14 protein-coding genes are annotated in these 17,579 nt (G+C 74.5%); 6 read left to right on the plus strand and 8 right to left on the minus strand.

Translation table 11 applies throughout. The features are described 5' to 3' along the window. Positions 1–6: 6 nt before the first annotated feature. The 4 genes from OO48_RS19030 to pdhA form a co-directional block, all read right to left on the minus strand. Positions 7–1,725 (minus strand): globin domain-containing protein, encoded by a 1,719-nt coding sequence (locus OO48_RS19030; protein WP_157845492.1) that lies wholly within the window; start codon positions 1,723–1,725, stop codon positions 7–9. A 158-nt stretch (positions 1,726–1,883) separates the two neighbouring features. After that, positions 1,884–3,197 (minus strand): dihydrolipoamide acetyltransferase family protein, encoded by a 1,314-nt coding sequence (locus OO48_RS19040; protein WP_033217839.1) that lies wholly within the window; start codon positions 3,195–3,197, stop codon positions 1,884–1,886. A gap of 5 nt (positions 3,198–3,202) precedes the next feature. After that, on the minus strand, positions 3,203–4,210 hold the full coding sequence (locus tag OO48_RS19045) for an alpha-ketoacid dehydrogenase subunit beta (protein ID WP_033217792.1): 1,008 nt from the start codon (positions 4,208–4,210) through the stop codon (positions 3,203–3,205). Beyond that, positions 4,207–5,361: a pyruvate dehydrogenase (acetyl-transferring) E1 component subunit alpha gene (pdhA, locus tag OO48_RS19050; RefSeq protein ID WP_033217793.1), complete on the minus strand. Its 1,155-nt coding sequence runs from the start codon at positions 5,359–5,361 to the stop codon at positions 4,207–4,209. The genes OO48_RS19045 and pdhA overlap by 4 nt, the downstream gene beginning before the upstream one ends. Before the next feature lie 147 nt (positions 5,362–5,508). On the opposite strand from pdhA, the gene OO48_RS19055 reads away from it, so the two are divergent. After that, positions 5,509–5,976, plus strand: coding sequence for an Lrp/AsnC family transcriptional regulator (locus OO48_RS19055; RefSeq protein WP_033217794.1), 468 nt, complete (start codon positions 5,509–5,511; stop codon positions 5,974–5,976). Positions 5,977–6,006: 30 nt separating this feature from the next. On the opposite strand, the gene OO48_RS38415 is transcribed toward OO48_RS19055, so the two are convergent. The 3 genes from OO48_RS38415 to OO48_RS19070 are packed head-to-tail and all read right to left on the minus strand — an operon-like array spanning position 6,007 to position 8,221. Next, positions 6,007–6,537 (minus strand): hypothetical protein, encoded by a 531-nt coding sequence (locus OO48_RS38415; RefSeq protein WP_033217796.1) that lies wholly within the window; start codon positions 6,535–6,537, stop codon positions 6,007–6,009. Further along, positions 6,534–7,118, minus strand: coding sequence for a TetR/AcrR family transcriptional regulator (locus OO48_RS19065; protein ID WP_033217798.1), 585 nt, complete (start codon positions 7,116–7,118; stop codon positions 6,534–6,536). The genes OO48_RS38415 and OO48_RS19065 overlap by 4 nt, the downstream gene beginning before the upstream one ends. Positions 7,119–7,165: 47 nt before the next feature. Continuing rightward, complete coding sequence (locus OO48_RS19070; protein WP_081952223.1) at positions 7,166–8,221, minus strand: glycosyltransferase family 2 protein; 1,056 nt, start codon at positions 8,219–8,221, stop codon at positions 7,166–7,168. A 154-nt stretch (positions 8,222–8,375) separates the two neighbouring features. On the opposite strand from OO48_RS19070, the gene OO48_RS19075 reads away from it, so the two are divergent. From OO48_RS19075 to paaN, 3 genes are all read left to right on the plus strand, one after another. Further along, positions 8,376–9,635: a glycosyltransferase family 39 protein gene (locus OO48_RS19075; protein ID WP_033217800.1), complete on the plus strand. Its 1,260-nt coding sequence runs from the start codon at positions 8,376–8,378 to the stop codon at positions 9,633–9,635. Between the two features lie 249 nt (positions 9,636–9,884). Next, positions 9,885–10,643 (plus strand): hypothetical protein, encoded by a 759-nt coding sequence (locus tag OO48_RS19080; protein ID WP_033217802.1) that lies wholly within the window; start codon positions 9,885–9,887, stop codon positions 10,641–10,643. Positions 10,644–10,743: 100 nt separating this feature from the next. Beyond that, positions 10,744–12,438, plus strand: coding sequence for a phenylacetic acid degradation protein PaaN (gene paaN, locus OO48_RS19085; protein WP_033217804.1), 1,695 nt, complete (start codon positions 10,744–10,746; stop codon positions 12,436–12,438). Between the two features lie 114 nt (positions 12,439–12,552). Here the strand turns inward: paaN and OO48_RS19090 are convergent, their stop codons facing one another. Continuing rightward, complete coding sequence (locus OO48_RS19090; protein ID WP_245194712.1) at positions 12,553–13,788, minus strand: glycosyltransferase; 1,236 nt, start codon at positions 13,786–13,788, stop codon at positions 12,553–12,555. 143 nt (positions 13,789–13,931) lie between these two features. Here OO48_RS19090 and OO48_RS19095 point away from each other — a divergent pair, with 143 nt between their 5' ends. Both OO48_RS19095 and OO48_RS38940 read left to right on the plus strand, forming a co-directional pair. Next, entirely contained in the window at positions 13,932–15,407 is a 1,476-nt protein-coding gene (locus OO48_RS19095) for an FAD-dependent monooxygenase (RefSeq protein WP_033217808.1), read from the plus strand. 177 nt (positions 15,408–15,584) lie between these two features. After that, on the plus strand, positions 15,585–17,579 hold a 1,995-nt coding region (locus OO48_RS38940), incomplete at its 3' end, for a protease pro-enzyme activation domain-containing protein (RefSeq protein ID WP_051732298.1).

The following is a 17,579-nucleotide window of genomic DNA, read 5'->3' on the forward strand; positions in this document are numbered from 1 at the left end:
CGGCCGTCAGGACCGCCCCCCGTCCTCCCGCGCCGCCAGGTCGTGCCGGACGCTCCCCTCCGGCACCCCGCAGCGCCGCAGCACCGCCGCCCCGGACCGCACCATCGCCTCCGGGCCGCTCAGGTACGCCGCGAAACCGTGCCAGGGCGCGTAGCGGGCCACCGCGTCCGGCAGGTCCCCCGGCAGCGCCCCGGCCGGCGCGCCCGCCGACTCCGACACCACCGGACGCACCGTCAGCCAGGAGTGCCGCGCCGCCAGTTCGCGCAGCTCCTCCAGCCGGTACAGCTCACCGGCCCGCCGCGCCCCGTAGAACACCTCCACCCGGCGCCCGGCCGCGCCCCGCTCGGCGACCTCCTCGACCAGCGCGGCGATCGGCCCGATCCCGGTGCCGCCGCCCAGGAGCAGCAGGTCCTCCCGGGCCGCGTGGTCCACCGTCATCGCGCCCTCCGCGCCGCCCAGGCGCAGCACGTCGCCCGGCCGCGCCCGGTGCACCAGCGCGTTGCTCACCCAGCCCGCCTGCACCGCCTTCACGTGCAGCGTCAGCAGCCCGTCCGGCCGGGGCGCCGAGGCGAACGAGTACGGCCGCCAGACCCGGGGCCACCACGGCGTCTCCACCGCCGCCCACTGCCCGGCCCGGAACGGGTACGCCTGGTCGGGGCGGAGCGTCAGCACCGCGACGTCCCGGGTGGCCTGCCGGTGCTCCACCACCTCGGCCTGCCACCACGGCGGGGCCGAACGGGCCTCCTCCTCCGCGCCCTCGGCCATCAGCCGGGACACCAGCCCCAGCAGCCGCCGCCAGGCCGCCTCGGTCCGCTCGTCCCAGCCGCTGCCGCCGTACCTGGCCAGCGCCGCCACCAGGCAGTCCGCCACCGAGGCGTAGTGCCGGGTCATCGCCCCGTACTTGCGGTGCCGGCGCCCCAGCGGGCCCAGGTACCCGCGCAGCGCCTCCAGGTCGCCCGCCCGGGCCGCGCACAGCCGCAGCGCCCGGAACAGCCGGGTGCGCTGCTCGTCCATCGCGGCCGGGAACATCGCCCGCAGCTCCGGGTGGCGCAGGAACAGCAGCGCGTGGAAGTGCGCCATCGCCCGGTCCGCGTCCGGCGCCACCGCCGCCAGGCAGGCCCGGGCCAGCACCAGGTCCTCGGCGCTCGGCGGCTCGTCGGCGGGCCCGGGCGCGCCCGCCGGCTCCAACGCGGGCGGCGGCTCGGGCACCGTCCGCACCCCCCAGGCCATGGTCCAGCGGTCGTCCGGCCCGACCCAGTTCAGCGCCGGGGCCTGCCGGAACAGCGGCTCGAACGGCACCGGCGCGGGCACGGCGGGCACGGCGGGCACCCCAGGCACGGCGGGCACCCCAGGCACGGCGGGCGCGGGCGCGGGCACCGTCGGCGCCCAGGTCGGCTTCGCCGGGACGGCCGGCACCGGGGTCAGCCCCGGCGGCACCGACGGCGCCCGCGGGGCCGGGGCGGGGGACGGGGCCGGCTCCGACCCGGCGGAGGGACGCTCCACCGGGTCGGACGGCTCCCGCTGCTCCACGGCGGTCGGGGGCTCGTCCGCCGGCTCGGCCGGGGCGGCCGGGGTGGAGGGGGTGGACGGGGCGGGCGCGATGGCGGAGGCGGAGGAAGTGGCGGGAGCGGCTCCGGCACCGGGCAGCGCGGTGACGGCAGCGGCGCCCCGGCCGACCCGGACCCGCAGCGGCCTGCTCTCCCGTTCGAGCTGACGAGTACCCAAGAGAATCGTTTCGCTTCCGGTCGACCTGTCTGCTGACGCCCCAGCACAGTGCCACCGACCGGACGGCCGGTCCGAGGAATCCGGCGAACCCCGGACACCCGGGCCGTCCACCCGCTACCCTCACCCGTCCACGGGCGTCCGGCCCGTTCGCCCGCCTCCTACAGCGCCCGCAGCAGCATCCCCGGCCGCTCCACGCAGTCCGCGACGAACCGCAGGAACCCGCCCGCCGTGCCCCCGTCGCACACCCGGTGGTCGAAGGTGAAGGACAGCTGGGTGACCTGGCGGACCGCCAGCTCCCCCTCGTGCACCCAGGGCTTGGGGACGATCCGCCCCACCCCGAGCATCGCCGCCTCCGGGTGGTTCAGGATCGGCGTCGACCCGTCCACCCCGAACACCCCGTAGTTGTTCAGCGTGAACGTCCCGCCGGTCAGCTCCGCCGGGGCGAGGCTGCCCGCCCGGGCGCCCTCGGTCAGCCGGGCCATCTCCTCGGCCAGCCGCTCGGTGCCCAGCCGTCCGGCGTCCCGGACCACCGGCACCAGCAGCCCGCGCGGGCCCTGCGCGGCGAAGCCCAGGTGCACGGACGGGTGCCGGCGCACCGCCTCGCCCTCGACGCTCGCGTTCAGCTCGGGGAAGCGCTCCAGCCCGGCCAGGCAGATCCGGGCCAGCAGCGCGAGCACGCTCAGCTTCGGGCCCGGCGCCCGGTTCGACTGGGCGCGCAGCGCCATCAGCTCGGTGGCGTCGGCGTCCACCCAGCAGGTCGCGGCGGGGATCTCCCGGTGGCTGCGGGTCAGCTTCTCGGCGACCGCCCGGCGCAGCCCGCGCAGCGGCACGAGCTCGCCCTCCGGTCCGGTTCCACGTGGAACAACGGCCGGTCCGGGGGCGGCGGTTGCCGCGATCGCCCGTTCCACGTCCCGCCGGGTGACCAGCCCGTCCGGCCCGCTGCCGGCCACCGCGGCCAGGTCGAGCCCGTGCTCCCGGGCGATCCGGCGCACCAGCGGCGAGATCACCGCCACCACGGCCGGAGCGGCCGCCACCGGCGCGGGAGCCGTCACCGGCGCGGGCTCGGGCGCCGGCGCGGGCCCGGGCGAGGGCGCCGCTGCGGGGCCCTCCCCCGGCCGCACCCGCCGCCGCCCGGCCCGCCGGGCCTCGGCGACCCCGTAGCCGACCAGCGGCCGTTCCACCGGCGGCTCGGCGCCGTCCCCGGCCGCCGCGGCTCCCCCCACCGGGGGCGAGACCGCGACGGTCACCAGCGGGGCGCCCACCGGCACCTCCTGCCCGATCTCGCCGAACCGGGCGGTCACCACCCCGCCGTACGGGCAGGGCACCTCGACCACCGCCTTGGCGGTCTCCACCTCCACCACCGGCTGGTCGACGGCGATCACCTCGCCGACCTCGACCATCCAGCGCACCACCTCCGCCCCGGTGAGCCCCTCACCGAGGTCGGGCAGCGTGAACTCGCGGACCACCGGCATCGCCATCACTCCTCCCATTGGAGCCGGGCGACGGCGTCCAGGATCCGGTCCACCCCGGGCAGGTGGTGGTGCTCCAGCATCGGCGGCGGGTACGGGACGTCGAAGCCGGTGACCCGCAGCACCGGCGCGGCCAGGTGGTGGAAGCACTTCTCGGTCAGCCGGGCGGCGATCTCCGCCCCGGCGCCGCCGAAGCCGGCCGACTCGTGCACCACCACGGCCCGGCCCAGCGAGCGGACCACCTCGCAGGCGGTGGCCTCGTCGAACGGCACCAGCGAGCGCAGGTCGAGCACCGCCAGGTCCCACCCCTCGGCCTTCGCGGCCTCGGCGGCCTCCAGGCAGACCGGCAGCGAGGGCCCGTAGGTGACCAGGACGGCCGAGGTGCCGGGGCGGCGCAGCACGGCCTTCCCGACCGGTTCGACGCCCGCCGCCGGGTCCCACCCGTCCTTGCCCCAGTAGAGCCGCTTGGGCTCCAGGAACACCACCGGGTCGTCGGAGGCGATCGAGGCCCGCAGCAGCCCGTACGCGTCGGCGACGGTCGCGGGGGTGACCACGTGCAGGCCGGGGGTGTGCGCGTAGTACGCCTCGGAGGCGTCGCTGTGGTGCTCGACGCCGCCGATGCCGCCGCCGTACGGGATGCGGACGGTGATCGGCAGCGGGAGCTTCCCGGCGGTGCGGTTGCGCATCTTGGCGACGTGCGAGAACAACTGCTCCAGCGCCGGGTAGGCGAAGGCGTCGAACTGCATCTCGACCACCGGGCGCAGCCCGTACATGGCCATGCCGACGGCGGTGCCGAGGATGCCGGCCTCGGCCAGCGGGGTGTCCAGGCAGCGGTCGGGGCCGAACTCGGCGGTCAGGCCGTCGGTGATCCGGAAGACGCCGCCGAGCGCGCCGACGTCCTCGCCGAGCACGTGGACGGTCTTGTCGGCGCGCATCGCGTCGCGCAGCGCGAGGTTCAGGGCCTGCGCCATGGTGCCGGTGCGCAGGCCGTGCTGTTCGCTGACCACGGTGCTCATCGGCCGTGCACCTCGGCCTCCGCGGCGAGTTCGGCGGCCAGTTGCCCGGCCTGCTCGCGCAGCTGCTGGGTGGGTTCGGCGTAGACGTGCGCGAACAGCGACATCGGGTCGAGCTCGGGGTCGGTGTGGAACTCGGCGCGCATCCGGGCGGCCAGCTGTTCGGCCCGCTCGGCGGCGTCGGCGACCAGCTCCTCGTCGAGCAGGCCGCGGCCGCGCAGGGCGTCCTCCAGCAGCCGGACCGGGTCGTGCACCCGCCAGGCCTCGACCTCCTCGGCCTGCCGGTAGCGGGTGGCGTCGTCGGCGTTGGTGTGCGCCTCGATCCGGTAGGTGAGCGCCTCCACCAGGGTGGGCCCGCCGCCGGTGCGGGCCCGCTCGACGGCCTCGGTGAGCACCGCGTGCACGGCGAGCGCGTCGTTGCCGTCGACCAGCCGGCCGGGCATGCCGTAGCCGACGGCCTTGTGGGCCAGGGTCGGCGCGGCGGACTGCCGGGTCAGCGGGACGGAGATCGCGTAGCCGTTGTTCTGCACCAGGAACACCACGGGGGCGTGCAGCACCGCCGCGAAGTTCAGGCCCTCGTGGAAGTCGCCCTCGCTGGTGCCGCCGTCGCCGAGCAGGGCGAGCGCCACCGTGTCGTCCCCGGCCAGCCGGGCGGCGTGCGCCAGGCCGACGGCGTGCGGAACCTGGGTGGCCAGCGGGGTGCACAGCGGGGCGGTGCGGGTGGCGCGCGGGTCGTAGCCGGTGTGCGCGTCGCCGCGCAGCAGGGTGAGCGCCTGCAGCGGGTCGACGCCGCGGGCGACCACGGCGAGGGTGTCCCGGTAGGAGGGGAACAGCCAGTCGTCGGGGCGCAGCGCGAGCGCGGCGGCCACCTGGCAGGCCTCCTGCCCGGTGGAGGCCGGGTAGACGGCGAGCCGGCCCTGCTTGGTGAGGGTGGTGGCCTGCTGGTTGTAGCGGCGCCCGGCGACCAGCCGCCGGTACAGCTCGCGCAGCAGCGCGGGGTCCGCCGCGTCGGCGGCGGGGGTGCCCAGGACGCGCAGCGGCTCGGGGTCGGGCAGCAGCGGGGCGGGGTCGGTGCGGGGCGCGGTGGCGCCGGGCCGCCAGCCGGGCACGGTACCGGCCGCGGCGGGGTCGTTCCTGTGGTCCAGGACGGTCATCTCGGGCACCTCCGGGGTGGTGGGGGCTCCCTACCGATTGTTCGGTCGTCTGTTCATCTTGACCATATCCCCGTCAAGACGGTGGACAGTCGGCCGAAAGGGGGGTCTGCTGGGGCCAGCACGTCCAATCGCGAGGGATGGGGGGCCATGTCGGCTGAACAGGTGTCCAGACTCGACCGTGTCGACCGGTCGATCCTGCGGCTGCTGCGGCAGGACGGTCGCGCCTCGATCCGCTCGGTGGCCGAGCGGGTGCACGTGTCCCGGGCCAACGCGTACGCCCGGATCTCCAGGATGGTCGAGGACGGCGTGATCCGCGGCTTCACCGCCCGGGTCGACCACGAGCGGGCCGGGCAGACCGCGTCCGCGTACGTCACCCTGCGGATCGTGCAGAACTCCTGGCGCACCGTGCGCGAGCAGCTGCTCCGGCTGCCCGGGGTGGCGCACATCGCGCTGGTCGGCGGCGACTACGACGTGCTGATGCTGGTCCACACGGCGGACAACCGGGCGCTGCGCGAGCTGGTGCTGGGCAGCATCCAGTCCATCCCGGAGGTGCTGAGCACCCGCACCATGCTGGTGTTCGAGGAGACCGACCAGATCCCGGCGGAGGGCCTGTAGCGCCCCGGCGGCTCAGTCGTCCGCAGTGGCTCAGTCGTCCGCGGTGGCGACGGCCACCACGGTGTACCCGGCGCCGACGCCGACCAGCGCCGCGTCGACGAGGTCCACGGTGACCGGCTGCCAGCTGCGGTTGCCCCCACCGGGCGGACGGCGCGCGGCGTGGCCGTTGGCCCGCCAGTCGGCGTCCGGGCCGAGCAGTTCGACCAGCGGTTCCGCCAGCACCCGGGCCTGGGGAACGCCCCCGTAGGTGGCGGACAGCAGGTGCGTCCCGAGCGTGAGCGCCATCCAGTCCGCCGCCTCCGCCGCCGGGACGCGCACCCCCAGCCGCTCGTGCAGCTGCCGGGCGTCGCGCGGGCCGCGGTGCCCCCGGCGGCACCGGCAGGCGGCGCGCCCGTGCACCAGCGGCTCCGGCCTCCGCTCCAGCGCGTCCCAGCAGAGTCGGCCGTGGTCGAGCCCGCGGTCCTCGCCGATCTCCACCACCGTGGCGGAGGCGCGGTGGGCGGTCCAGTCGTCCAGCAGCTCGCGCAGCGCGTCCAGCTCCCCCGGCAGGTGGACGCTCACCCGGCGCGCAGGCCGTCGAAGGCGAAGCGGGCCACCGCGTCGGGCAGGTGCTCGGCGCCGCGCTGGCCGGGCCGGTACCACTCCACCAGCGAGTTGACGGTGCCGAACAGCAGCCGGGTGGCCAGCCGGGGTTCGACGTCGGCGCGCAGCTGCCCGGCGGTGACGGCGTCCTGGACGAGCCCGGCGACCCGGTGGTCGAAGTCGCGGCGCCGCTCCAGCGCCCACTGCTCGGTGGCGGTGTTGCCGCGCACCCGCAGCAGCAGCGTCACGTACGGCAGTTCGGCCAACAGCACCTCGGTGGTGCGGCGCACCACGTGTTCCAGCCGGTCCACCGGGCGGCCCCGGACGGCGGCCGGCTCGTCGAGGATCGCGAACAGCGCGTCCAGCGCCCGGCCGACCGCGAGCCGCAGCAGTTCCTCCTTGCCGCGCACGTGGTGGTAGATCGAGGACTTGGAGATCCCGGCGGCCCTGGACAGGTCCTCCATCGAAGTTCCGTCGTAGCCGCGTTCGTTGAAGACCCGCACGGTGACGGCGAGCAGCGAGTCGACGGTGTAGGCGGCGCGCGTGGAGTGGTCGGCCATGCGACGAGTATCCCCGGGTCGGCCCGGGACCGCCCCGGGGGGTGGCCTCAGGCCCGGGACGCCTGCCCGGCCGGCTGACCGGCCGGCTGACCGGCCGGCCGACCGGCCTGCTGCCCGTCCTGCTGCCCGTCCTGCTGCCCGCCCGCGCGGCCGGCCGGCCGGGCGGTGTCCTCGGCGACGAAGTAGGCGGGGCGGCGCTGCACCGAGGTGTAGATCCGGGCCACGTACTCGCCGAGCAGGCCGACGCAGATCAGCTGCACCCCGCCGATGAACAGCAGGCCGACGAAGAGCGAGGTCCAGCCGGGCACGGTGGCGCCGAACAGGTAGACGGTCAGGCAGAAGGCCAGCAGCAGCAGACAGGTGAAGAAGGCGAGGGTGCCGAGCCAGGTGGCCAGCCGCAGCGGGGCGGCGGAGAAGCCGGTGATGCTGTCCAGGGCGAGCCGGACCATCTTGGTCAGCGGGTACTTGGTGGTCCCGGCCACCCGCTCCTCGCGGACGTAGCGCACCTCGCCGCTGGGGAAGCCCAGCCAGGGCACCAGCAACCGGTAGACCCGCTGCTGGTCGGGGAGTTCCTTGAGCGCCTCGACGGCCTCCCGGCTGAGCAGCCGGAAGTCCCCGGCGTTGGACGGCACCTGCCGCCCCACCAGGCGGCGGATCAGCCAGTAGTAGCCGCCGGCCGTCCAGCGCTTGAAGCCGGTGTCGGTGGAGCGGTCCTCGCGCACCCCGTAGACGATGTCCAGACCCTCGGCGCGGGCCAGTTCCAGCATCTCCGGGATCTTCTCCGGCGGGTCCTGCAGGTCCGCGTCGATGCTGGCCACGTAGTCGCCCAGGGCGTGGTCGAGGCCGGCGGTCAGCGCGGACTGGTGGCCGCTGTTGCGGCGCAGCCGGACCATCCGCAGCTCGGGCCAGTCGGTGGCCAGGTCGCGCAGCAGGGCGGCGGTCTTGTCGGCGCTGCCGTCGTCCACGGCGACCACCTCGTAGCCGACGCCGAGCCCGTCCAGCACCGGGCGGACCCGGGCCGCGAAGGCGGGCAGCGCGTCCTCCTCGTTGTACATGGGGACGACCACCGACAGCAGAACGCCTGCTTGTGCCGCTGCACTCATCAGTCTCTCCAGCCCGGTGGGTGAGTTCGTCCGATGGTGGGGAGTGTAACCACGCCCCGTCCGGTCAGGTACAGACCAGGTGCACGTGCCGTAGGCTCGCCCGAGCATCCTGGCGGCCCGGCGGGGCCCGAGAACCCAGACAGGACCTGAGGCGATGGCAGCGAGCCCCGACACCGAAGTGGTCGAACTACCCGATCCGCCCGCGGACGCGGTCCCCGAGGCACCGGGCCCGCGCGAGTGGCTGCGCCGGACCGCGCGCGAGTACGGCCCGGCCCTGGCGGTCTTCGGGGCGGTCCGGCTGATCGCGTTCACGGTCTTCGCGTGGCTGCTGGCCTGGTCCGGCGAGTACCTGACCAAGACGCCCAGGTTCGGCGGCGGCAAGCACGTCTGGGACGTGGTCGGCGGCTGGGACGGCTGGTGGTACCAGCAGGTCGCGCAGAACGGCTACGACCCGAAGCTGCTGCCCTCCACCTCCGGGCCGTGGACGATCGAGCAGAACTCGGTCGCGTTCTTCCCCCTCTATCCGGGCCTGATCAAGATGGTCTCCGCGGTGACCGGCCTGAACACCCTGGGCGCGGGCATCCTGGTCTCGGTGGTGACCTCCTTCATCGCCGCGGCCGGCATCTACGCGGTCGCCAAGCTGATCGCGGGCCACCGGACGGCGGTGATCGCGGCCGGCGTCTGGGGCCTGTTCCCCGGCTCCGGCGTCGAGTGGGCGGTCTACTCGGACTCGCTGTTCGTCGCCCTCGCCGCCTGGGCCTGCTACTTCGTGATGACCCGCAACTGGCTGGCCGCCGGCGTCACCACCTTCGTCGCCGGGCTGAACCGCCCGACCTCCGCCGCCCTGGCCGCGGCGGTCGGCGTGGCCGCGCTGATCGCGCTGTGGCAGCGCAAGGACGGCGTGCTGGGCCCGCTGACCGCGCTGGTGATCGCCCCGCTCGGCTTCACCGGCTACATCGCCTGGGCGAGCTGGCGGATGGGCAGCTGGACCGCCTACTTCGACCTGCAGCGCGGCGGCTGGCTGCACTACTTCGACTGGGGCGCGCACACCGGCAACGTGCTGGAGAACCTGCTGCTCGGGCACCACGACTACATCTTCGGCTACCCCACCGAGGACATGATCGCGCTGTTCCTGGTCTTCAGCCTGCCGATCCTGCTCTTCCTGATGGTCCGGATGCGGGTGCCGGTCTTCCTGGTCGTCTACACCTGCGTCACCATCGTCCTGGTCCTCGGCAGCCAGCAGATCTTCGGCAACACCTCCCGCTACCTGCTCCCCTGCTTCCCCCTCTTCCTCCCGATCGCCGCCGCCCTCAAGCGGCTCTCCCGCCCCTCCCTGGCCGTCACCCTCGGCACCGTCGCCGCGGCCTCCGGCTGGTACGCCGGCTACGTCCTCTTCGAACTCGGCATCCCGTAGACCCGCGCCCCCGCACCTCCCGCGTCGACGGCCGCCCCCGCTCCGGGGGCGGCCGTCGCGCTTCCCGCTGCGGGGCGAGCGGCGTCCCGACCCGGAGCGGGGTGTCCGGTTCGGGTGTCCGGTTCGGGGCGGGAATTCCGTAAAGCCCGCCCAAGGACGGGTAAAGAGCGGGTATCCGGTGCGCGGCACCGGTCCCGCCCGCTGTCACACTCGCGCGTCCGATTCCCGCACGAACCAGGGACCCACCAGATGCGCACCCACCGACTGCCGGCCGTCACCGCCCTGTCCGCCCTCGCCCTCTGCGGCCTGACGGCCTGCGGCTCGGACGACGGCTCGAAGGACGCGGCGGCCTCCACCTCCACCTCCGCCTCCGCCCCCGCCTCCCCCTCGGCCCCCGCCCTGGCGGACCTGCTCGCGTCGGAGATCGCGGAGAAGTCCCGGGCCGCGGGCGGGAAGCTGAACAGCGTCACCATGGCCATCAGCCTCCCCGGGCACAAGGAGGGCCGGCTCAGCGGAACGTTCAGCGAGGACAACGCCGGCAACTGCACCGGCCGGTACGCCTTCGAGGGCAAGGGCTCGGTGGAGATCGTCCGCGTCGGCACCGACGTGTGGACGAAGCCGGACACCGCCTACCTGAAGGCCACCTCGCCCGGCATCCCCGCCGAAGCGGTCGGCAAGTGGTTCGTCAGCGACAACAAGCCCACCAGCATGGCCTACTTCTGCGACCTGGGCGTGCAGTTGGAGAAGCGCGTCGGCCTGAACACCGACGGCAGCCCGAACAGCAGCCTCCGCAAGGGCGACGGCAAGCAGGTGGACGGGGCCCCCGCGGTCGTCCTCACCATGACCGACGAGACCGGCAGTCCGGTGCGCTACGACATCGCGGCCGAGGGCGAGCCGCGCCTGCTCGCCACCGAGAGCGGCACCGGCGACATGGTGGTGCGGCTCGGCGACTTCGACAAGCCGGTGCAGGTCACCGCCCCCACCCCGGACCAGGTCTTCCAGCGCTGACCCGGCCGCCCCGCGGACGGACGGGGCCGGGACCCTTGCACCGACCGATCGTTCGGTTACGCTGAGGAGCGTCCCGCCCCGCCCCCGTGAGGAGCGCATCATGGTCGCTGCGACCCCCGCCCTGCCGGTCGCCGAACTGCTCGCCCGCCACCAGGACACCCTCGACCGCGCGCTGGCCGCGATCGCCGACCGCGACTACTGGTCCCCGTACCCGGAGTTCCCCAAGGCGTACGGGGAGAGCGCCGCCGCCGACGGCAAGGCCGCCTTCGACGCCCTGCTGGGGCGGGAGTTCGAGCTGCCCGGCCACCCCGGCGGCGGCGAACCGGTGGCCGGCGAGGCCTCCCCGTACGGCATCGAACTGGGCGTCAGCTACCCGCACGCCGAGCCGGACGCGCTGCTGGCCGCGCTGGAGGCGGCCCGGCCCGGCTGGGCGAAGGCCGCCCCCGCCGAGCGGGCCGCGGTCTGCCTGGAGGTCCTGGCCCGGATCAACGCCCGCTCGCACGAGTTCGCCCAGGCCGTGATGCACACCACCGGCCAGGCGTACGGCATGGCGTTCCAGGCCGGCGGCCCGCACGCGCAGGACCGCGGCCTGGAGGCGGTGGCGTACGCGTACGCCGAACAGACCAGGCTGCCCCGCTCGGCGCGCTGGACCAAGCCCCAGGGCAAGCGCGATCCCCTGGTGCTGACCAAGGAGTTCACCGCCGTCCCGCGCGGCACCGCGCTGCTGATCGGCTGCAACACCTTCCCGACCTGGAACGGCTACCCGGGCCTGTTCGCCTCGCTGGCCACCGGCAACGGCGTCCTGGTCAAGCCGCACCCGCGCGCGGTGCTGCCGCTGGCGCTGACCGTGCGGATCGCCCGCGAGGTGCTCGCCGAGGCCGGCTTCGACCCGAACCTGGTCTGCCTGGCCGCCGAGCACGAGGGCTCCGCGATCGCCAAGGTGCTGGCGCTGCGGCCCGAGGTGAAGCTGATCGACTACACCGGCTCCACCGGCTTCGGCGACTGGCTGGAGGACAACGCCCGGCAGGCCCTGGTCTACACCGAGAAGGCCGGCGTCAACACCGTCGTCATCGACTCCACCGACGACTACCGCGGCATGCTGGACAACCTGGCGTTCTCGCTCAGCCTGTACAGCGGCCAGATGTGCACCACCCCGCAGAACCTGCTGATCCCCCGCACCGGCATCCGCACCGAGGACGGCGAGCGCGACTACGAGCAGGTGGTCGCCGACCTGGCGGCGGCCGTCCAGGGCCTGCTCGGCGACGACAACCGGGCCGCCGCGATCCTGGGCGCCGTGGTCAACCCGGGCGTCCTGACCCGCAGCGCCGCCGCGGCCGGCGGCGAGCTGGGCGAACTCGCGCTCGCCCCCAGGGTGGTGGCCTCCGCCGAGTTCCCGGGCGCGACCATCCGCACCCCGGCCCTGGTCAAGGCCGACGCCGACAAGCCGGACGACCGCGCCCGCTTCCTCGCCGAGTGCTTCGGCCCGGTCGCCTTCGCGGTCGCCGTCGAATCCACCGCCGCCGCCGTCGACCTGCTGCGCCGCACCGCCGCCGAGCACGGCGCGATGACCGCCGGCGCCTACACCACCGACCCGGCCGTCGAGACCGCCCTGGTCGAAGCCTGCCTGGACGCCGGCGTCTCCCTCTCCCTCAACCTGACCGGCGGCGTCTACGTCAACCAGACCGCCGCCTTCTCCGACCTCCACGGCACCGGCGCCAACCCGGCCGCCAACTCCGCCTACTGCGACGCGGCGTTCGTCGCCTCCCGGTTCCGCACCGTGGAGGTCCGCAAGTAGCCGGGGCCGGACCCGAACGGAAACCGGGCCCGGACGCCGTCCCACGACGGCGTCCGGGCCCGCGCCCTGTCCTGGAGGGGGAAGGGGACAGGGAGTCTCTTCTCCCGGAACCGGCTATCCACGCCTGGGGTTGAACACCCACACCCGCAGCAGCACGAACCGCACCAGCGTCGCGGCCGCGTTCGCCGCCACCAGCACCACCAGTTCCACCCCGTGCCCGGCGCCGGGCGAGGCCGCGTGCAGGACGGCGACGGCGCCGCTGGTGAGCACCAGGCCGACCAGGAGGGCCAGCCCGCCCTCCAGTTGGTGCTTGAGGGCGTCCCGGCGGCCGGTCACGCCGAAGGTGAAGCGGCGGTTCGCGGCGGTGTTGAAGACGGCGGTGACGGCCAGCGCCAGCGCGTTGGCCACCAGCGCGGGCACCAACTGCCGCAGCAGCAGGTACAGCAGCAGGTAGGCCAGCGTGCACAGGACGCCGATCGCCGCGAAGCTGACGGACTGCCGGCCGAGCCCGGGCGGCACCTGCGCCTGCCGGACCCTCGCGGGCAGGTCGACGCTCCCCCGGCCGGCCAGGGTGCGGCGGGCGACCCGGGCCATGCCCTTGAGGTCGTCGACCACGGTGCGGACGATGTCGACCCGGCTGTCGGGGTCGTCCACCCAGTCCACCGGCACCTCGTGGATGCGCAGGCCGGCGGCCTCGGCGAGCAGCAGCAGTTCGGTGTCGAAGAACCAGGCGTCGTCCTCGACCTGCTCCAGCAGCCGCTTGACCACCTCGGTGCGGCCCGCCTTGAACCCGCACTGGGCGTCGGAGAACTTGGCCGCCATGGTGGCCCGCAGCAGCAGGTTGTAGGTGCGCGAGATGAACTCCCGCTTGGGGCCGCGCACCACGGCCGAGCCCCGGTGCAGCCGGCTGCCGATGGCGAGGTCGCTGTGGCCGGAGAGCAGCGGAGCGACCAGCGGCAGGAAGGCCTCCAGACCGGTCGACAGGTCGACGTCCATGTAGGCGACCACGTCGGCCTCGCTGTCGCCCCACACCTGCCGCAGCGCGCGGCCCCGGCCCTTGAGGTCGAGGTGGACGGCGCGCACCGGCGCGAGTTCGGCGGCCAGCGCGGTGGCGACCTCCCAGGTGCCGTCGACCGAGGCGTTGTCGGCCACCGTGATCAGGTAGTCGTACGGGAAGGTCTCCGCGAGGTAGGCGTGCAGTTCACGGACGCAGCGCTCCAGCGAGTGCTGCTCGTTGTACACGGGTACGACGACCTCCACGAGCCTGGTCCTCACCACGGTGTCGGCCTGGTCCCGGCCGCCGACCGCCGGGACGGGGCGCGGGGTCCGGCGCATCGCTGGCTGTGTCATGGGAAGGAGGTTCACAGCCCCTGATGGGCCCGCGATGATGGCAGTCTGAGAGCGCGCTGAGAACCGGGGCGACGAGGGCCGGGCGCCGTGGACTCCGGCCGGTGCGCGCACCGGTCCTGGCAGCAAGACGACGGGAGAGACGGATGTCCGAGACGGAGTTCACCGCGGACGTGCTGGTGGTCGGGGCCGGCCCGACCGGCCTGCTGCTGGCGGGAGACCTGGCCACGGCCGGCCTGCGGGTGACGGTGCTGGAGAAGCGGGCCGAGGAGTCCCCCCTGACCAGGGCGTTCGCCGTGCACGCCCGCACCCTGGAGCTGCTGGACGCCCGCGGCCTGGCCGACGAGCTGATCGCCACCGGTCGGACGGTGTCCTCGCTGCAGCTGTTCGGCCGGATCCGGATCGACCTCGCGGGCCTGCCCACCCGCTTCCCGTTCGTCCTGGTCACCCCGCAGTACAACACCGAGCGGGTGCTGCGCGAACGGGCCGTCAAGGCCGGCGCGGACCTGCGCCGCGGCGTCGAGGTGACGGGGCTGCGGCAGGACGCGGAGGGCGTGACGCTGACCGCCCGCACCGCCGACGGCGAGCAGGGCTTCCGGGCCCGGTACGCGGTCGGCGCGGACGGCGTGCGCTCCTCGGTCCGCGACCTGCTGGGCATCCCGTTCCCCGGCGAGTCCGTGGTGCGCTCGGTGATGCTGGCCGACGTCCGGCTGGAGCACGAGCCGGAGGAGCTGCTGACGGCGGGCGCGGGCGAGGCCGGCTTCGCCTTCCTGGCCCCGTTCGGGGACGGCTGGTACCGGGTGGTCGGCTGGAACCGCGAGCACCAGGCGCCGGACTCCGACCCGGTGGTCCTGGCCGAGCTGGCCGACCTGCTGCGCGAGGTGACGGGCCGTGACTTCGGGATGGGGGAGGCCCGCTGGACCTCCCGCTTCCACAGCGACGAGCGCCAGGCGCCCACGTACCGCTCCGGCCGGGTCCTGCTCGCGGGGGACGCCGCGCACTGCCACTCGCCGGCCGGCGGGCAGGGCATGAACACCGGTCTGCAGGACGCCGCCAACCTGAGCTGGAAGCTGGCCTCGGTCCTGCGCGGCTGGTCGCCCGACGCCCTGCTGGACACCTACCAGACCGAGCGCCACCCGGTGGGCCGGGCGGTGCTGCGCTCCTCCGGCGCCCTGGTCCGGCTCGCCCTGGGCCGGCACGCCCCGGCCAGGGCGCTGCGCTCGGCGATCGGCGCGGCCGCCAACCACCTGGGTCCGCTGGCCGAGTCGGGTGCCAAGCAGGTCTCCGGCATCGGGTACGCCTACCCGGCGGAGAAGGGCGCCCACCCGCTGGTCGGCCGCCGCGTCCCCGACCTGCGCCTGGCGGTGGACGAGCCGGGCGGCCCGGCCCGGCTGCACGAGGCGCTGCGCTCCGGGAGGGCGGTGCTGGTCAGCAACGACGAGCTGTCGGTGGCGGACTCCTGGGCGGAGCGGGTGGTGACGGCGGCTCCCGCCGACCCGCACGGGAAGCTGCGCGACACCGTGCTGCTGGTCCGCCCGGACGGGTACGCGGCCTGGGCCTGCGCGGACCCGACCAGGGGGGAGCTGCGGACGGCGCTGAGCCACTGGCTGGGCCGCCCCTGACGTTCAGTTTCCTCCGCACCGGAATTGAACCAATTAACTGTATTGTTCCCCGATTTCACAGTTGACTGTTTTTTAGTAAGCAATTGCTCAGGCATGGGCCTTTTCCTGCACGTTCTCTGAGAGATTCTGGCGAGCGTTTTCGAAAACCGGAACGCCGCCAGATTTCCGGAGGAGCCCGTGCGACCCCGCTCGCTCGCCCTTGCCGCCGCCCTCGCGGTCCTTCCCCTCACCGCCGTCTCCCTGGGCACCGCCACCGCCCAGGCCGCGCCGTCCCCCAGCGCCACGGCCCGGGTGACCCTGCCGCAGACCACCACCCCCGCGGTCGCCCGCTCCCACAAGCAGGGCGACGTCCCCGCCGACCGCCGCATATCCGTGGCGGTGTCGCTGAAACTGCGCGACACCGCCGGACTCGACCGTTTCCTGACCGCGGTCGCCACCCCCGGCACCGCCGAGTACGGGCACTACCTGACGCCCGCTCAATTCACCGAGCGCTTCGGGCCGACCGAGGCCGACGTCGCGCAGGTCCGGGCGTTCCTCACCGCCCAGGGCCTGAGCGTCGACGCGGTCAGCGCCAACCGCCAGGTGGTGGACGCCACCGGCACCAGCGCGCAGCTCTCCGCCGCCTTCGGCACCCACGAGTCGACGTACACCGACCCGCAGCAGGGCGGCCGGGCGTTCTTCGCCAACGACGCCGCCGCCTCGGTGCCGGCCGCGCTGGCGGGCGTGGTCGAGGGCGTCAGCGGCCTGAACGACCACACCGTGCGCACCACCCGGATCGCCAAGCCGCAGGCGTCCGTCCCGCACGCCACCCCGTCCGGCTTCGGCCCGGCGTCGTACGACGGCGCGTACCGGCTGAACCAGCTGGGCGCGGACGGCACCGGCTCCACCGTGGCGCTGTGGGAGTTCGACGGCTACAAGTCCTCGAACCTGACCACCTACGACAGCCAGTTCGGCCTGTCCGGCCCGGCGGTGAGCACCGTCCCGGTGGACGGCGCGAACTACGACGCCAAGCCGGGCGACGGCCAGGGCGAGGTGGAGCTCGACTCCGAGATCGTCCGCGGCGTCGCCCCGAAGGCCACCCAGCTGGTGTACGAGGCGCCCAACAGCGACCAGGGCGAGATCGACATGGCCGCCAAGATCGTCGCGGACAACCGGGTCTCGGTCATCTCGATCTCCTGGGGCTCCTGCGAGCCGGACACCACCGCCTCCTCGATGACGGCGGTGAACAACTCCTTCAAGCAGGCCGCCGCCCAGGGCATCTCGATCTTCTCGGCCTCCGGCGACGACGGCTCCCGGGACTGCACCCGCTCGACCTCCGGGTCCTCGGTGAAGGCGGTGGACTTCCCCGCCTCCAGCCCGTACAACACCGGCGTCGGCGGCACCAACCTGAAGGTCTCCGGCACCACCTACAGCTCGGAGAGCGCCTGGTCCACGGCCGGCGGCGGCGTCTCCACCCAGTTCGCCAAGCCGAGCTGGCAGACCGGGACGGGCGTCACCGGCACCATGCGCACCGTCCCCGACGTCTCCTCGAACGCGGACCCGGCCAGCGGCTTCGCGATCTACACCCAGGGCACCTCCGCCCCCGGCTGGCAGGTCTACGGCGGCACCTCGGCGGCGGCCCCGCTGTGGTCCGGCTTCGCCGCGCTGTACAACCAGAAGGCCAAGGCCGCCGCCAAGCCGGTGCTCGGCGAGGCCAACCCGAAGGTCTACGCCGTCACCAACTCGTCCTCGTACGCGGGCGCCTTCCACGACGTCACCAGCGGCGCCAACCAGGACTTCGCCACCAGGGCCGGCTACGACCAGGTCACCGGCTGGGGCTCCCCGATCGCCGACGGCCTCGCGAACGCCCTGCTCGGCTCCGGCGGCACCACCCCGCCGCCCACCGGCTCCTGCACTGCCGCCCAGCTGCTCGGCAACCCCGGCTTCGAGACCGGTAGCGCCTCGCCCTGGACCACCTCTTCCGGCGTGGTCGACAACTCCTCCTCCGAGGCGGCCCGCTCCGGTTCCTGGAAGGCGTGGATGGACGGCTACGGCTCCTCCCACACCGACAGCCTCTCGCAGACCGTCGCCGTCCCGGCCGGCTGCAAGGCCACGCTGAGCTACTGGCTGCACATCGACACCGCCGAGACCGGCAGCACCGCGTACGACAAGCTGACCGTGACCGTCAACGGC

Source organism: Kitasatospora phosalacinea, assembly GCF_000716545.1.
Classification (GTDB): domain Bacteria; phylum Actinomycetota; class Actinomycetes; order Streptomycetales; family Streptomycetaceae; genus Kitasatospora; species Kitasatospora phosalacinea.